The following is a 15530-nucleotide window of genomic DNA, read 5'->3' as shown; positions in this document are numbered from 1 at the left end:
CCCAAGGCCGCGGACTTACCTCCCTCCGGGCGGCCCGCCGCGGCGGCCCGCCCGGGCTCCTGAACAGCCCGGTCGTACCATGAAGGGAATGCATTCATAACAGCGAGTCGCCGTCTCCTCCCGGGCGATCGCGTCGCAAGGCGCTCAGAGGAGACGGGAGACGCTGATGGCGCTCTTTGACACCGAGGTGATGATCGTCGGAGCCGGCCCGACGGGTCTGCTGCTCGCGGGCGACCTCGCCGCGAGAGGCGTCGCGTGCATGATCGTGGATCGGGAGCTTCGAGGGTCGAAGCTGTCGCGGGCGTTCGTCGTGCACGCCAGGACGCTGGAACAGCTCGACGCCCGGGGCGTGGCCGACGAGCTGATCGAGACGGGCGCGATCTTCGGGACGATGTCGATGTTCGGCAACCTGGAGATCGACCTGTCCCGGTTGCGGTCGCGGTTCCCGTTCCTGCTGTGCACCCCGCAGTACAACACCGAACACGTGCTGGAGAACCGTGCCTCCAGGCTCGGCCTGGAGGTCATGCGCGGGGTCGAGGCCGTCGGTCTCCGCCAGGACGCCGACGGCGTGGACGTGAGCATGCGCATCGACGGCACCATCCACAGCCGGCGCGCGAAATTCGTGGTGGGCGCCGACGGCGTGCGCAGCGTCGTACGGGACGCGCTCGGCGTTCCGTTCCTCGGGCGTTCCGCGGTGGACTCGGTGATGCTGGCCGACGTGCGCCTCAGCCGGCCCCCGACGCGGGAACTGGGCCTCAACACCGGCGCCGAGGGCTTCTGCTTCGTCGCCCCCTTCGGGGACGGGCGCTTCCGGATCATCGCCTGGGACCGGCGGCGGCAGCTTCCCAGCAGCGCGCCGGTCACGCTCCAGGAGGTGAGTGACATCACCCGCAGCGTCATGGGCGACGACCTCGGCCTGCACGACGTGCGCTGGCTGACCAGGTTCCACAGCGACGAGCGGCAGGTTCCCAGCTACCGCGTCGGCCGGGTGTTCCTGGCGGGCGACGCCGCGCACGTGCATTCCCCCGCGGGCGGGCAGGGGATGAACACCGGCATGCAGGACGCGGCCAACCTCGGCTGGAAGCTCGCCGCGGCGGTCCAGGGCTGGGCGCCGGAGGGCCTGCTCGACACCTACCACGCCGAACGGCATCCGGTGGGCGGCATGATCGTACGGCTCAGCGGCCGCCTGCTCACCACGGCCCTGGCCCGTACGCGGCGTGACAGGGTCCTGCGGGCGACGCTCCCGATCATCATGAACCGGTTCCCGCCGGCCGCCCGCCGGCTGCGGGAGGCCATCTCCGGCCTCGCGATCTCCTACTCCGCGCCCCGGGGAGCGCACCCGCTGGTCGGGCGGCGGGTCCCCGACGTCCTCCTGACCGGCGACGCGAGCCGGCTGTACGAGGCGCTGCGCGACGGGCGCTTCGTGCTCCTGGCCCCCGCCGACGAGCCCGCCGTGCTTCCGCCGGCGCGGGTCAGGCACGCCACGCCGAGAAGCGCCCGCCTGCCCTCCATGCTGGTCCGTCCGGACGGTTACGTCGCCTGGGCGAGCACCGCCGCGGATCCCGCCACCCGTGTCCTCGGCCTGCGTTCCGCCCTGGCGGAATGGTGCGGCTTGCCGCCGGAGTCGGCCGTGACCGGCCCGGTCGGGACGAGGCTGCCCGGCTGATGGCCTGACCTGCGCGTATGCGGGTAACAGGCCCATGGAGGTGTGGTGACCATGTCGAACAAGGACTCGGCGGCGGAGCCCGGATTCAAGATTCTGGCGGACATCAAGCCGCCCTTCATCCCCGAGGGTGCTTCGGGGATGACCATCCTCGTCGAGTGGTCTCCCGGCCACCCCGGCCTTGCTCCGCACCGCCACGCGGGGCCGGCCTTCGGCTACGTGATCGAGGGCGCGATACGGTTCGAGCTCGAAGGTGAGCCGGAGCGGGTGGTCGAGGCCGGTGAGACGTTCTGGGAGCCGGGCGGCGACGTGATCCACTACCAGGACGGCAACGCCTTGCCGGACGCTCCGACCAAGTTCGTCGTGTTCATGCTGTGCGCGCCCGGTCAGCCGATGCTGACGTACGTCGACGAGGCGGAGCTGGCGCAGCGGGCCCACCTGCGTGCCCCGCGCCCCACCGCCGGGCAGAGCCCGCAAGGCTCTTGAAAGCGTACGTCGGTCCGCGGCAAGTCAGCTGAAATCGGCGTATCGCACATTGTCGTCATCTCGCCACGAAAGGACGGCCCCTGATGACGATCCCCCGCACCCTCGCCGGTCTGGCCATCGCCGCCACCGCCACCATCGCCGCTGTCACGACCATCGCCCCCGCCGCACAGGCCGCGACCGCGGCGGACTCGGCCGCGTGGGGCCCGTACTACGCGCCGGGGCGCGCCGCCCACGCCGTGGGCACGCTGACGGCCACGGGGGAGGACCACGCCGACCTGCCGACGGCCGACGTCGTCCGGGTCTCGGGCAAGGTGTACGACCACACGCGGCCCGCCGCCACCTGCGGTTGGGCGGTCTTCCGCATCACGTACCGCTCCGGGAGCAACCTGCCGTTCCGGCAGCACGCGGTGCGCGACTGCTCGTACAGCACCCCGAAGCGGTTCTCGTTCTCCTCCCGGGACGTCTACCAGGTCGAGCTCAAGGTCTGCTCGGAGTCCAAGTCCGCCAAGCCGTCCCTCGTCTGCCAGTACGCGGGCACCTGGAAGACCCTCTACCTGTCGAAGTAGGCGCCCTCAGATCTCGGAGATGATCTGCCGGCGTTTGGCGGCGTACTCGTCGTCCGTGATCGCCCCCGTCGTGCGGAGCGCCTCCAGCTCCTCCAGGCGCTGGGCGGCGGACCGCTCGGACGGCGAGGCTGCACCCGCCGCCGGCCGGGCGGCGGCCCGGCGCACCACGGCCTGGATCTGCTGACGCAGCTCCGGCTTGGAGCGCACGTCCATCATGCCGTTCAGCGGGATGCCGTTGGCCCTGAGGAGCTGCAGGATCTCCATGAGCGGTCCGGCCTGGCCGCTCAGGTCGTAGGTCCTGTTCTCCTCGGCCAGGCTGAACCTCGCCGGCATCAGCCCGTTCACCAGAGCGCTGCGCTCCCAGTCGATCTGGTGCTCCTGCGTGGCCGGATCGACGAGTACGACGAGCCTGCGCGCGTTGAAGTTGCCCGTCCGCGTCACACTGGCCAGCACGCGGTCCTGGGTGTCGAACGCGAACCCCGGGCCCTCGATGCGCAGGCCGAGCCTGATCAGCGGCTGGTCGTTGATCCTGGTGCCGGTCTCCGACATGCCGGTGATCTGCGCGAGCGTCAGCACCCCGCTCCGCTCCAGGGCGGCGGTCCTGGCGGCCGCCTTCGCGCCGCTGCGAGCCAGGGCCACCGCGACCACCACGTCGGACACCGTGACCACCAGGCCGACGTAGAACATCCACTGGATCTCCGCGCGCTCGGCCGGGCCGAGCGCGAGGTAGACGATCACGAAGATCGGGCCGACCAGCCCTCCACAGAGCAGGACGACCAGTTGTGACCTCAGATAACGCCCGAACATCGGCCTGCTCCCGTCAGTGGGGCGGTGGATCGGGTGTCAGCGTAACGAGCGGTGATCTCGGTCAGGGATCCGTTTGAGGAAGAATCGGACCGTTCCATCGAGGCTTGAATGCTGCCCTGGACGGGAAATATGCGGATTGTTAGCCTTTCAGGAGGTTCTCCTGGTGCTCGAGAGACTCAATGGACAAACTCTCTGACGACGACCTGGCGCTGTTACTGCTGATCCGATTCTTCGAGCTGAAGCTGCTCTCGCTCTTCGAGCGCGGCGAGCTCAACGGCACCACCCACACCTGCCTCGGCCAGGAGTACGTCCCCGTCTCCCTGCGGACGCTCCTGCGCGAGAGCGACTGGATCTTCAGCAACCACCGGGGCCATGGCCACTATCTGGCCAGGTTCGAGGACCCGGAGGGGCTGCTGGCCGAGATCATGGGCCGGAAGGGGGCGATCTGCGACGGCGTCGGCGGCAGCCAGCACCTCAAGCGCGGCCGCTACCTGTCCACCGGCGTGCAGGGCCAGAGCCTGCCCGTGGCGGCCGGGGTCGCGGTGCGGCTGAAGCGGCACGAGCCGGGCGCGCTGGCGTGCGTCTACATCGGCGACGGCACCTGGGGCGAGGGAGCCGTGTACGAGGCGCTCAACCTGGCCCAGCTCTGGCGGCTCCCGCTCCTGGTCGTGGTCGAGCACAACGGCATCGCCCAGTCCACGCCGACGGGGCTGCAGATGGCGGGCACGGTGGAGGGGCGGGCGCGGGCGTTCGGCGTGGCGCACCACCGGGTGGATATCGCGGAAATTCACGAAATACGCACCCAGCTGGCGCCGCTCGTCGACCGGGTACGGACGGAGTCGCTCCCGCTGGTCGTGGAGTTCGCCACCCATCGCCTCGGCCCCCACAGCAAGGGCGACGACACCCGGCCGCCGGACTTCCCCCGCTTCGACTGGTACGCCGCCTACCAGGCCGCGCACCCCGTACAGTCCGCCGGGATCGAGGCGGAGGCCCGTACCCGGATCGACCGGGTCGCGGCCGAGGTCGCCGCCCGGCCGCCGTCCGTCTGGACGCCGGCGTGACGGTCGGCGGGGTGCCCGCGGGCAGGGTGCGGGTCGGTGAGAACCTCAACCGCGCGCTGCACGGGCTCCTCGAGGACGACCCCTCCGTGTACGTCCTGGGCGAGGACCTCCTCGACCCCTACGGCGGCGCCTTCAAGATCACCAAGGGCCTGTCCACCCGCTTCCCCGGCCGCGTGCTCACCACCCCGCTCAGCGAGGGCGCCATCGTCGGCGCGGCCTCGGGGCTGGCGCTGGCGGGCGGCAAGGCGGTCGTGGAGATCATGTTCGCCGACTTCGTGGCACTCGCCTTCGACCAGATCCTCAACTTCGCCGGCAAATCCGTCACCATGTACGGGACCCGCGTACCCCTCCCGCTGGTGATCCGGTGCCCGTCCGGCGGCCACCGCGGCTACGGCCCCACCCACAGCCAGAGCCCGCAGAAGCACTTCATCGGGATCCCCGGGCTGTCGCTGTTCGAGATGTCACCCTTCCACGACAACCGGGCCGTGCTCGACCGCATGCTGGCGCTGGGCGAGCCGTGCCTGCTGTTCGAGGACAAGGTGCTGTACACGCGGCGGATGTACGAGGTGGACGAGCTGTTCACGTGGGAGCTGGTGGGCGACGTGGCGGTGGTCCGCCTCGACACCGGGGGACCCGGCGGCCTCGACATCCCCTCCGGCGATCTCGACTACGTGCTGATCACCCCCGGCGGGGTCGCCCACCGCGCGCTGGCCGCCATGCGAACCCTGCTGCTCGACCACGACCTGACCGGCGTCCTGATGGTCCCCTCGCGCCTGTACCCCTTCGACCCGTCGGAGCTGCTGCCGCTGCTCGGGCGGGCGCCGCTGGTGTGCGTGGCCGAGGACGGCAGCGCGGGCGGCACCTGGGGCGACCACGTGGCCGCCGACCTGCACACCCGCCTCTGGGGCCGCCTGCGGCGCCCGGTCCGGCTGGTCAGCTCGGCGGACAGCGTGATCCCCACGGCCGCCCACCTGGAGCGCGAGGTGCTCGTCCAGGACTCCACGATCCGCCGTGCCGTGCTGGAGGGGCTGGATGGCTGAGATCCGGGTGCCGAAGCTGAACACCAACGACTCGGCGTACGTGCTGCTGGAATGGCTGGTGGCGGATGGCGCGCCGGTGCGGGGGGATGACGTGGTGGCGTCGGTGGAGACGTCCAAGACGGTGGAGGAGCTGGTCAGCGGGCAGGACGGGATTCTGGTCCAGCTGATCCCGGCGGGCGCCGACTGCACCCCGGGCCAGCCCATCGCCCACATCACCCCCCACCCCGCACCACCCCCCACCCCACCTCCACCCACCCCCGCCCCGCCCACGCCCACGCCGACCCCCGCGTGCGCCCCGCCTTCGTTCGCGCTTCCCTCGGCCGTGCCCTCGCCCGCCTCGGGCGCGCTTGCGGCGGCCTCCGGTGACGGCCTGCCCGCCAAAGCGCCGCTGATCACGGCGCCCGCGCAGGCGCTCATCGACGAGCTGGGCATCGACCCCGCCCGGGTGCGCGACCTGCCCGTGAAGGTGGTGCGGCGCGCCGACGTCGAGCGCCTGGCCGCAGCGGGCTCACCTCCGCCCCGCCCGCCGGCGTCGCCTACCGTCGAAGGACCCTCGCCGTCCGCGGAGGCCTCCGTCGCGGAGACGCCCCCACCGCCCGTGCCCGCCGTCGCGCCCACCGCGGTGCCGCCCGCCTCCGTCGCGCCGGTCGGGGGGAGTGTGCGGGGGTTGAGCGGGAATCAGCAGGCCGTCGGAAGGACGGTGAGCCTTTCGCATCGGACGATCCCCGCCGCCTACACCGCCATAAAAGTGGACGTGGGCAAGGCCACCACAACCGCCCGCGACCTCACCAAGCGCCTGCGCAAGCTCGTCGGCCTGCCCGACCTCCTCATCGCCGCCGTCGCCCGCCTGCACCAGGACTTCCCGCTGTGCTTCGCCACCCTCATGGACGAGGACACGGCCGCCGTTCCCGACGCCCCCAACGTGGGCGTCACGATCGATCTCGGCACCGGCCTGTACGTGCCGGTCATCCGGGACGCCCACGGCAAGGGGATCGAGGAGATCGCCGGGGAACTGGCCGGGTTCCGGCGGCTGGCCCAGCGCGGCGGGTTCAGGCAGGAGCACTTCGAGGGCGGCAACATCGTCGTCACCCTGCACCACGACCGCGACATCGTCATGGCCATCCCCATCGTCTTCCCGGGCCAGGCGTGCGCCCTCGCGCTCACCTCGCCGCAGCGGGAAGGCGAGCGCACGGTGGCGGTGATCGGGCTGGCCTACGACCATCGGCTGGTCAACGGCAGGGACGCCGTCCTGTTCCTCCAGGCGCTCAAGGAAGCGCTAGAGGCGGCGTCGTTCGAGGGACTGTAGGCCGACCAGGTCGTCGGGGGCGGCGTCGGCGGCATCGTCCACCAGGGACGGCAGCCGGGACCGGAGCGCCACGACCGCCAGCACCGCCATCGCGACCGCGAACAGGACGTACATCAATCCCACACCCCGCCCCGCCCCCGTCCCGATCAGCGCGCCGACGGTCGAGGCGAGCGGCCCGTCCGGGGCGAGCAGCGGGTCGAACACCGCCGCCCCGTACGGCGCCACGAGCCCGAACCCCAGCGGCAGCGTCGACCAGGCGATCAGCGTGTTCAGCGCGAACACCCGCCCGTGGAAGCGCTGCGGCACCTTCACCTGCACGATCGTGGCGTAGACCCCGTTGAGCAGCGTCACCCACAACGACATCCCGAACGCCCCGACCCCGATCGTCACCAGATCCGCCCGCAACCCCGTGACCAGGCAGAACGCGGCCAGCGCGAGCGTGCACCAGAGCACCGCCCGCATCCGCCCGTGACCGGGCCCGCCCCACACCGTCATGGCCAGGCCGCCGAGCAGCACCCCGAGCCCCGACAGGAACGAGATCCGCCCTACGTCCTGCAGCCCCGCGAACGACAGCACCAGCGGCGAGATCATCAGGAAGAGCGGCGACAGGAACACGTTCAGGACCGCGAAGAACAGCAGCATCCGCCGGAACCCGAGCTGCCCCCACGAATACCGGAACCCGGCCACCAGCTCCGTCATGACCGGCTCCTTGCGTCGCCAGGCCATCGTCCTGGGGAAGCGCACCAGCAGCGTCACGGCGATCGCGAACACGTAGCTGATCACGTCCAGGACCAGGATGCCCCCGAGCCCGATGACCGCCATCAGCCCGGCGGCCGCCAGCGGCACGATGAGCTGCGTCATCCCCCCTGCCATCTGCACGATGCCGTTCGCGTGGCCGAGGTGCCGCTTGGGCACGAGCTGCGGCACCGCCGAGCTGTAGGCGAGGCGCTGGAACGTGAGCGCCACCGACAGCAGCGCGAGCAGCGGGTAGATGTGCCAGGTCTGCAGGTTGCCCGTCCACAGCAGCACGCCGAGCAGGAGCTGCGTCCCGAAGGCGGCGAAGTCGCCGCCGAGCATCACGGTACGGCGGTCGCTGCGGTCCACGATGGCGCCCGCCAGCGGGGCCACCACCATGCCCGGCACCAGGCCGAGGACGGCGAGCAGGGCGAACTGGGCCAGGGAGCCGGTGGTGAGGTAGATCCAGAGGGGAATGGCGAACTCGGTCAGCGCCGAGCCCATGATCGACACCAGCTGGCCCCCGGCCACGACCAGGAACCGCCGCATGCTGGGTTGCGGCCCCGCGAGCGGCCCCGCGGGCGGGATCCGAGCCGGGGTCGGGCCGGTGGCGGGGACCGGCCGAGCGGATGGGGCCGGAGCCGGGGGAGCGGCGGGGACCGAGCGCGCGGACGGGGCCGGAGCCGGGGGAGTGGCGGGGACGGGGCGAGCGGATGGGGTTGCCGCCGGAGCTGCCGTTGGCGGAGCGGATGGGACTGTGGCCGGGGGCGATGAGGTGAGGTGGGAGGTGTCGTGCAGGCGCCAGTTCGGGCCCGAGAGCGGCTCGCCCGTGTCCAGGGCGAGGTGGGTGCGGGTGACGATCTCGGCCAGCTCCTGCGCCCGATATTTCAGGAAAAAGTGTCCGGCCTCATCCAGCTCCACCACTGCGGCCGTCGGACTCAGGAAGTGCCACTCGCGATACCGCTCCTCGAAATACTCGGTGGCCGGATCCCGCTCGCCCGCCACACTGATCACCGGCGCCCGCAACGGCTCCACCGCGCTCTCGAACAGCCCGGTGAAATACTCCTCCGCCGCCTCGGTGTCCTCGCGCATGTTCCTGATGATGTGCCGCGCCTGCCCCGGATCGAGCTCGCTCATGTCGAGCCCCATCGAGGTCAGCCAGTTGGCGTAGCTGCGGTCGCTGCGCAGGTACTCCCGCCGCGCCAGCCGGGACAGCGCCGCCAGCACCCGGTTCCCCGGCCGGGCGAACGGGAAGATCGCCCCGATGTAGACCGCTTCGAGCCGCCGCCCGGCCGCCTCCAGCCGCCGCGCGATCGCGACCGTCAGCGCCGACCCGACCCCGCAGTGCCCGTACAGCGCGAGCGGCCCCCGTACCTTCTCCAGGATCTCCCGCACGCACCGGTCGGCCACCTCCTCCAGGGGCAGCCGGTCCTCGTCCAGCCCCACGTCATGCCCGGGGATCGCGACCGCCCACAGCGCGTGCGTGGCGGGCAGCGCGTCGGCCAGCGGCTGGTAGGCCACCGCGGCGCCCCCGCCGTACGGGACGCACACGTACGTGAGCTCGGCATGGACGCGGCGCGGCGTCAGCTCGTGCAGCAGCCCGCGCGGCCCGGCGGCGCCGCCGTCGGCGAACGCCGCCAGCTCGCGCACCGTCGGATGCTTGAACAGGTCCACCACCGCGACCGGCGACGGGAGCTGCCTGCGCAGGCGCGCCACGACCTTGATGGCCAGCAGCGAGTGCCCGCCGACGTCGAAGAAGTCGTCGTCGATGCCGAAGTCCGCCCCGTCGAGCACCTCCGCCCAGACGGCGCTCACCAGGCGCTCGGTGTCCGTCTCCGGCGCGGTGCGCGTTCCGGCCGGAGCGGCCGAGGGGGCGGGCAGGCGGCGGCGGTCCACCTTGCCGTTGGCGGTGAGGGGGAGGCTCGGGAGGGCGACGAAACGGGCGGGGATCATGTACGCGGGCAGCGTCTCGGCGAGGTGGGCGCGCAGGCGCACCGGGTCCGGGTGCGGCGTGACCACGTACGCGACGAGCTGCGCCCCCGTGCCCCGCCCGTCGGTCGTGACCACGCACTCGGTCACGTCGGGGTGGCGGGCGAGATGGGTCTCGATCTCGCCGAGTTCGATCCGGTAGCCGCGGATCTTGACCTGCGCGTCGGCCCGGCCGAGGAACTCGATGACGCCGTCGGCGGCGTACCGGCCGAGGTCGCCCGTGCGGTAGAGGCGCTCGCCGGTGCGGGGGTGGGTGCGGAAGGAGGCGGCCGTCCGCTCGGGGTCGCGCCAGTAGCCGGTGGCCACGCCCGCGCCGCCGATGTACAGGTCGCCGGGCACGCCGACGGGGGTGTCCCGCAGCCCGGGGCCGAGGATGTGGAACGTCTGGTTGGCCAGGGGACGGCCGTACGGGATGGAGGTCCAGGACGGGTCCACCCGGCCGATCGGGTACGAGATGGACCAGATCGACCCCTCGGTGGCGCCGCCCAGGCTGATGACCTCGGCGTCCGGGGCGAGGGCGCGGATGCGGTCGGGGAGCGTCAGCGGGATCCAGTCGCCCGACAGCAGGATCAGCCGCAGGGAGCCGAGGTCGGTGCCCTCGTGCTCGGCGTGGTCCACCAGGAGCTCCATGAGGGCGGGCACGGAGTTCCAGACGGTGACGCGTTCCCGCTCCACGAGGCGGGCCCAGGCGGCGGGGTCCTTGTCGGCGGCCGGGTCGCCCATGACGAGGGTCGCGCCGACGGCCGCCGCGCCGTAGACGTCGTACACGGACAGGTCGAAGCTCAGGGCCGAGAGCGCGAGGAAGCGGTCGGCGGGGCCGACGCGGAAGCGCTGGTTGAGGTCGCGGACGGTGTTCAGGGCGGCCCGGTGCTCGATCATCACCCCCTTGGGGGCGCCGGTGGAGCCGGAGGTGAAGATCACGTACGCGAGGTCGGCGGGGGAGGCCGGGCAGTCGAAGGGCGGGGCGTCCGCGTCCGGGAGCACCGCGAGCCGGGCCACCCCGTCCGGCCAGGACAGGTCCAGCCAGGGCTGGGTGACGGCGATCGCGCATCCGCCGCGCTCGATCAGCTCGAAGCACCGCTGGTCGGGCAGGTCGGCGTCGATCGGCAGGTACGCCGCCCCGGCCGCGTTGATCGCCAGCACCGCGACGACCTGCTCCCAGCCCCGCTCCATCACGACGGCCACCAACTGTCCCGGCCCGGCCCCGGCGGTCCTGAGCTCGGCGGCCAGCGCCCGCACCCGGCGGCGCAGCTCCCCGTACGTGATCTCGCCCCCGGGATGCCGCACCGCCACGCCCCCGCTCTCCGCACCGGTCATGACCGGCTCGTGCAGCAGTCCCGGCGGGCCGAGGTCGACGGCGGTGTCGTTCCAGCGCCGCCGCTCGTCCAGCTCCTGCGGCGTCAGCAGCTCCAGCTCCGACACCGGCGCCGCCGGATCGGCCGCCATCCCTTCCAGCAGCGTGGCCAGATGCCCGGCCATGCGCTCGATCCGCTCGGCGGAGAACAGCGCGGTGTTGTAGACGAACAGGAACGCCCCGCCGCCCCCGGTGTAGAGCTCCAGGTCGAACCGGGTCGCCCACACCCCCGGCTCGAACCCCTCCAGCGTCAGCGGCCCCGGCTCCGGCTCGCCGCCGTAGTTCTGCATGGCGAGGATGACCTGGAACACCGGCGACCTGGACGGCTCCCGCGCCACGTTCAGCTCCGACACCAGCCGCTCGAACGGCACCTCCTGGTGCGAGTACGCGTCCGTGGCCAGCTCGCGCACCCGTCCCAGCAGTTCCCCGAACGACGGGTCCCCGGACAGGTCCACCCGCATCGCCAGCATGTTGACGAAGCACCCGACCAGGTTGTCCAGCTCGGGCAGCGCCCGCCCGGCCACCGGCGAGCCGATCGCCACGTCGTCCTGCCCCGCGTACCGCCCGAGCAGCACCGCGAAGGCCGCCAGCAGCACCATGTACGGCGTCGCGCCATGCTCCCTGCCCAGCCGGTCCAGCCGCTCGGCCAGCTCGGGGGCGATCACGAAGTGGTGCGCGGCCCCGGCGTAGGTCAGCTCGGGCGGCCGCGGCGCGTCGGCCGGCAGCTCCAGGGGCTCCAGCCCGGCCAGCCGGTCGCGCCAGTAGCCGACGTCGCCGTCCGCGCGTTCGCGCTGCCAGGCGGCGAAGTCCCCGTACGTGACGGGCAGCTCGGGCGCCGTCCCGCCGGTGCAGAACGCCAGGATCTCGCGCAGCAGGAGGTTCGCCGACCAGCCGTCGGCCGCGATGTGGTGCACGGCCAGCGCCAGCACGTGGTCGTCGGGCGCCAGCCGTACCAGCAGCGCTCTCATGACCGGGCCCGCCACCAGGTCGAACGGCTCCGCCAGGAACGGCCCCACCAGCTCCCTGGCCGCCTGCGCCGACCCGGCCTCGGCGACGGTCAGCGGGACCTCGGTCTCGTCCGACACCAGCACGTCCGGCTGCCCGTCCGCGCCGGCGGGGAAGCGGGTGCGCAGCGGCTGGTGGCGTTCGCAGACCCTGCGCAGCGCCGCCGCCAGGACGTCGGGCTGGAGAGGCCCGCGTACCCGTCGCACCAGCGGGATCGTGTAGGCGGCGTTCCCGGGGGCGTACTGCTCCATGAACCACAGCCGCTCCTGCGCGTACGACAGGGGCGGGGGCCGGTCGGCGGGCAGCGCGGGGATGGCCGGCCGCGATCCGCCGCGCCTGCGGAGCCGCTGGGTGAGCAGCGCCCGCTGGGCCTGCGTCAGCTCGGTCATGGGCCTTCCTCCGTCAGTCTCATGACCTGCTCGTCGGACAGCCCCGCCACCTCGGCCACCAGCGCCTCCTCGACGGCCTGCGCCAGCGCCGCCACGGTACGGCGGTCGAACAGCGTACGGATCGGCAGATCCACCCCCGCCAGGGCGCGCAACCGGGCGGCCACCCGGATGGCGAGCAGCGAGTGGCCGCCGAGAGCGAAGAAGTCGTCGAACGCGCCGATCTTGTCCGCGCCCAGCACCTCCGCCCAGACGTCGGCCACCAGCTCCTCGGCGTCCGTCCTGGGCGGCGTGTCGTCGCTCCCGACCGGGGCGTCCGGCTCGGGGAGCGCGGCCCGGTCGAGCTTGCCGTTGCGGGTGAGGGGCAGCGCGTCGAGCAGCACCCAGTACGCGGGCACCAGGTACGGCGGCAGCGCCCGCGCGACATGCTCGGCCAGGCCCCCGGCGCTGGTCTCCCCACGCGATACCACGTACGCCACCAGGTCGCCCTCTCGCGCGAGCACGGCCGCCTGCCGGACGTCGGGATGGGCGAGCAGGCAGTGCTCGACCTCGCCCGGCTCGACGCGGAACCCGCGCACCTTCACCTGGGCGTCCAGGCGCCCGAGGAACTCCAACCGGCCGTCGCGCCGCAGCCGCACCCGGTCGCCCGTCCGGAAGTAGCGGCCCTCCGGCAGGGTCACGAACGGCGTGTCGGGAGCGTTGAGGTAGCCGCGGGCCACGCCGGGGCCGCCGACGTACAGCTCGCCGGGCGCGCCCGGCGGGGTGGGCGCCCCGTGGCGGTCGAGGACCTGGACGGGGGTCGCCTCCACGGGGCGGCCGATCGGCGGGTGCGGGTCCCCGCCCTCCAGTTCCGCGTACGTGGCGATGATCGTCGCCTCCGTGGGGCCGTACGTGTTGACCAGCCGCACCCGGTCGCCGAAGCGTTCGCGCCAGCGGGCCACGGCCTGCGCGCGCACCTGCTCGCCGCCGAGGATCACCAGGCGGAGCCCGTCCGGCCAGGGGATCTCGTCGATCAGGTCCACCAGGTGGTGGAAGTAGGCGGTGGGCAGGTCGAGCACGGTGACGTCGGGCCGCCGGGCGAGCAGGTCGGGCAGGGTGGCGCCGCCTCCGGGCAGCAGCTCGACCGTGGCGCCCGCGGCCAGCGCCGGGAAGATCTCCTCGGCGTGGGTGTCGAAGCTCAGCGAGGCGAGCTGGACGACGCGGTCGCCGGGACGCAGCCCGTACGCGGAGCGCATCCACCGGACCCGCTCGGCCAGCCCGGCGTGCTCGACGGCGACACCCTTGGGGGTGCCGGTGGAGCCCGAGGTGTAGATCACGTACGCCAGGCCCGGCCGGCGTTCCGCGGAGCCCGGCCCCGGCTCGATCCCCGCCGTGACGACGAGGGACGTCCCCGCGGCCATGGCGCGCAGGCGCTCCGGCGGGTACTCGGGGTCCAGGGGCACGTAGGCGGCACCCACCCGCCAGATCGCCAGCATGGCCACCACCGCCTCGACCGAGCGGCCCGTCCGGAGCCCGATCAGGTCCCCGTCGCCCGCGCCCCGCCCGGCCAGCTCACCGGCCAGCCGCGCCACCCGCCGCTCCAGCTCGGCGTACGTCACGGCCTCGGCGCCGCAGCTCACGGCCACCTCGCCGGGGTGCGCCGACCCCGACTCGGCGATGAGCCCTCCGACGGTCCCCACCACGCCCGCCGGAGGGCGGTCCAGCGACGCGAGCAGGGCCTCGTCGGACGGCGTCAGCACGGGCAGGCGCGACAGGGGCACCCGCCGGTTGCCCGGGTCGGCCACCCCCCGCAGCACCACCGCGAACCGCTCCGCCAGCTCCGCCACCGTCTCCGCGTCGAACAACCCCGCGTCGTACCCGAACGCCACCCGCAGCCGCCCGGGCGACCGCCACGCCTCCACGGTCAGGTCGAACTTGGCCTGCCGGTACCCGTCGTCGAAGTACGACATCCGCACCGGGCCGAGGCGGTCGCGTTCGCCGTCGGCGGTCTGGCTGTTCAGGGTGAACAGGGTCTGGAACATCGGCTTCCTGGCCAGGTCCCGTTCCACGTCCAGCTCGGCCAGCAGCTGCTCGAACGGCACGTCGTGATGGGCCATCGCGTCCAGGACGGTCCTGCGCGTCCTGGCCAGCAGCTCCTCCAGCGCCGGGTCTCCCGAAAGGTCGCCGCGCAGGACGAGCGTGGTGCTGAGGTAGCCGATGAGGGGCTCCAGCTCCACCCGGTCCCGGCCCGCCGTCGGCGACCCGACCAGCACGTCGTCCTGCCCCGTGTGCCGCGACAGCAGGATCTGGTACGCCGCCAGCAGCACCATGAAGAGCGTCACCCGATGCCGGCGAGCCGTCGACTCCAGCTGGGCGAGCAGCTCGCCCGGCACCTCCAGCAGGTGGAAGTCGCCGCGCGTCGCCCCGGGGCGGTGCGGCCGGTCCGTGCGCAGGTCCAGGGTGGGCGGGTCGGCAAGCTGCGCGCGCCAGTAGTCGAGGGCCGCGCCGCGGTCCTGCTCCCGCCGCCACCCGGCGACGTCCCCGTGCTGCACGGCCAGCGGCGCGAGCTCGGCGGTGGCGTACAGGGCGGCCAGGTCGTCCAGGAAGACGGTGATCGACCAGCCGTCGGCCACGATGTGGTGCAGGACGACGCAGAGCACATGGTCGTCCGGGCTCATCCGGACGAGCGTGACGCGCAGCGGCGGTGCGGCGCCCAGGTCGAGCGGGGCGTTCGTGCGGGCGGCGACGAGCGCGCGGGCCTCGGCCTCGTCGCGGGCTTCCAGCCGCTCGATCCTGGCGGGTGCGGGCCGCTCGACCACGGCCACCGGCCGCCCGTCCACCTCGGGGAAGCGGGTCCGCAACGACTCGTGCCTGGCGATCAGCCCGGTCAGGGCCCGCTCCAGCGCCGCCTCGTCGAGCGGGCCCTGGAGCCTGCGCACGATGTACATGTTGTACGAGGCGTCGGAGGGATCCAGGCGGTGCAGGAACCACAGGCGTTCCTGGGCGGGGGAGAGCGGCGGCAGCGTGCCGGCCGGGCGCGGCACGAGGGGGCTGCCCGCTGCAGGGAGCCCAGTTTCCAGTGCACGTTGCCGAGGTTGTTGAGCACCGCGCACTCGCACTCGCGCCACCCGGAGTGCTGGGCGAGCTTCAGCG

Annotated in this window: 9 protein-coding genes; 6 read left to right on the top strand and 3 right to left on the bottom strand. The window is 73.1% G+C overall.

The genetic code is table 11. From position 1 onward, the window contains the following. The first annotated feature begins 166 nt into the window (after positions 1-166). The 3 genes from ACWEPL_RS62285 (at position 167) to ACWEPL_RS62275 (ending at position 2715) form a co-directional block, all read left to right on the top strand. Positions 167-1666, top strand: a complete 1500-nt coding sequence (locus ACWEPL_RS62285; protein WP_452442325.1) for an FAD-dependent monooxygenase — start codon at positions 167-169, stop codon at positions 1664-1666. Positions 1667-1717: 51 nt separating this feature from the next. Beyond that, the gene (locus ACWEPL_RS62280) at positions 1718-2149 is read left to right on the top strand and encodes a cupin domain-containing protein (protein ID WP_452442326.1); all 432 of its coding nucleotides are present in this window, start codon (positions 1718-1720) and stop codon (positions 2147-2149) included. A gap of 83 nt (positions 2150-2232) precedes the next feature. Further along, positions 2233-2715: a hypothetical protein gene (locus tag ACWEPL_RS62275; RefSeq protein WP_452442324.1), complete on the top strand. Its 483-nt coding sequence runs from the start codon at positions 2233-2235 to the stop codon at positions 2713-2715. A gap of 6 nt (positions 2716-2721) precedes the next feature. On the opposite strand, the gene ACWEPL_RS62270 is transcribed toward ACWEPL_RS62275, so the two are convergent. Then, positions 2722-3522, bottom strand: a complete 801-nt coding sequence (locus ACWEPL_RS62270; RefSeq protein WP_452442323.1) for an SHOCT domain-containing protein — start codon at positions 3520-3522, stop codon at positions 2722-2724. Between the two features lie 179 nt (positions 3523-3701). Between ACWEPL_RS62270 and ACWEPL_RS62265 the strand changes: the two genes are divergently transcribed. Genes ACWEPL_RS62265 through ACWEPL_RS62255 form a run of 3 tightly spaced genes read left to right on the top strand, consistent with a single transcriptional unit; the run spans position 3702 to position 6929 of the window. Beyond that, on the top strand, positions 3702-4583 hold the full coding sequence (locus tag ACWEPL_RS62265; protein ID WP_452442322.1) for a thiamine pyrophosphate-dependent dehydrogenase E1 component subunit alpha: 882 nt from the start codon (positions 3702-3704) through the stop codon (positions 4581-4583). After that, positions 4580-5623: an alpha-ketoacid dehydrogenase subunit beta gene (locus ACWEPL_RS62260; protein ID WP_452442321.1), complete on the top strand. Its 1044-nt coding sequence runs from the start codon at positions 4580-4582 to the stop codon at positions 5621-5623. The genes ACWEPL_RS62265 and ACWEPL_RS62260 overlap by 4 nt, the downstream gene beginning before the upstream one ends. Continuing rightward, positions 5616-6929, top strand: coding sequence for a 2-oxo acid dehydrogenase subunit E2 (locus tag ACWEPL_RS62255; protein ID WP_452442320.1), 1314 nt, complete (start codon positions 5616-5618; stop codon positions 6927-6929). The genes ACWEPL_RS62260 and ACWEPL_RS62255 overlap by 8 nt, the downstream gene beginning before the upstream one ends. Here ACWEPL_RS62255 and ACWEPL_RS62250 read toward each other — a convergent pair. Both ACWEPL_RS62250 and ACWEPL_RS62245 read right to left on the bottom strand, forming a co-directional pair. Beyond that, positions 6900-12401: a non-ribosomal peptide synthetase/MFS transporter gene (locus tag ACWEPL_RS62250; protein ID WP_452442319.1), complete on the bottom strand. Its 5502-nt coding sequence runs from the start codon at positions 12399-12401 to the stop codon at positions 6900-6902. The genes ACWEPL_RS62255 and ACWEPL_RS62250 overlap by 30 nt on opposite strands. Further along, the gene (locus ACWEPL_RS62245; protein WP_452442318.1) at positions 12398-15421 is read right to left on the bottom strand and encodes an amino acid adenylation domain-containing protein; all 3024 of its coding nucleotides are present in this window, start codon (positions 15419-15421) and stop codon (positions 12398-12400) included. Before ACWEPL_RS62245 ends, ACWEPL_RS62250 begins: the two co-directional genes overlap by 4 nt. Between the last annotated feature and the right edge of the window lie 109 nt (positions 15422-15530).

This window comes from Nonomuraea sp. NPDC004186, from assembly GCF_053603495.1.
Note: the sequence above shows the minus strand (reverse complement) of the source record. Positions and strands in the feature narration are given on the sequence as shown.

What these genes read in the sequence shown, in the direction of transcription:
- ACWEPL_RS62285 (WP_452442325.1), top strand. Translation starts at nt 167, where the DNA reads ATGGCGCTCTTTGACACCGAGGTGATGATCGTCGGAGCCGGCCCGACG.
- ACWEPL_RS62280 (WP_452442326.1), top strand. Translation starts at nt 1,718, where the DNA reads ATGTCGAACAAGGACTCGGCGGCGGAGCCCGGATTCAAGATTCTGGCG.
- ACWEPL_RS62275 (WP_452442324.1), top strand. Translation starts at nt 2,233, where the DNA reads ATGACGATCCCCCGCACCCTCGCCGGTCTGGCCATCGCCGCCACCGCC.
- ACWEPL_RS62270 (WP_452442323.1), bottom strand. Translation starts at nt 3,522, where the DNA reads ATGTTCGGGCGTTATCTGAGGTCACAACTGGTCGTCCTGCTCTGTGGA.
- ACWEPL_RS62265 (WP_452442322.1), top strand. Translation starts at nt 3,702, where the DNA reads ATGGACAAACTCTCTGACGACGACCTGGCGCTGTTACTGCTGATCCGA.
- ACWEPL_RS62255 (WP_452442320.1), top strand. Translation starts at nt 5,616, where the DNA reads ATGGCTGAGATCCGGGTGCCGAAGCTGAACACCAACGACTCGGCGTAC.
- ACWEPL_RS62250 (WP_452442319.1), bottom strand. Translation starts at nt 12,401, where the DNA reads ATGACCGAGCTGACGCAGGCCCAGCGGGCGCTGCTCACCCAGCGGCTC.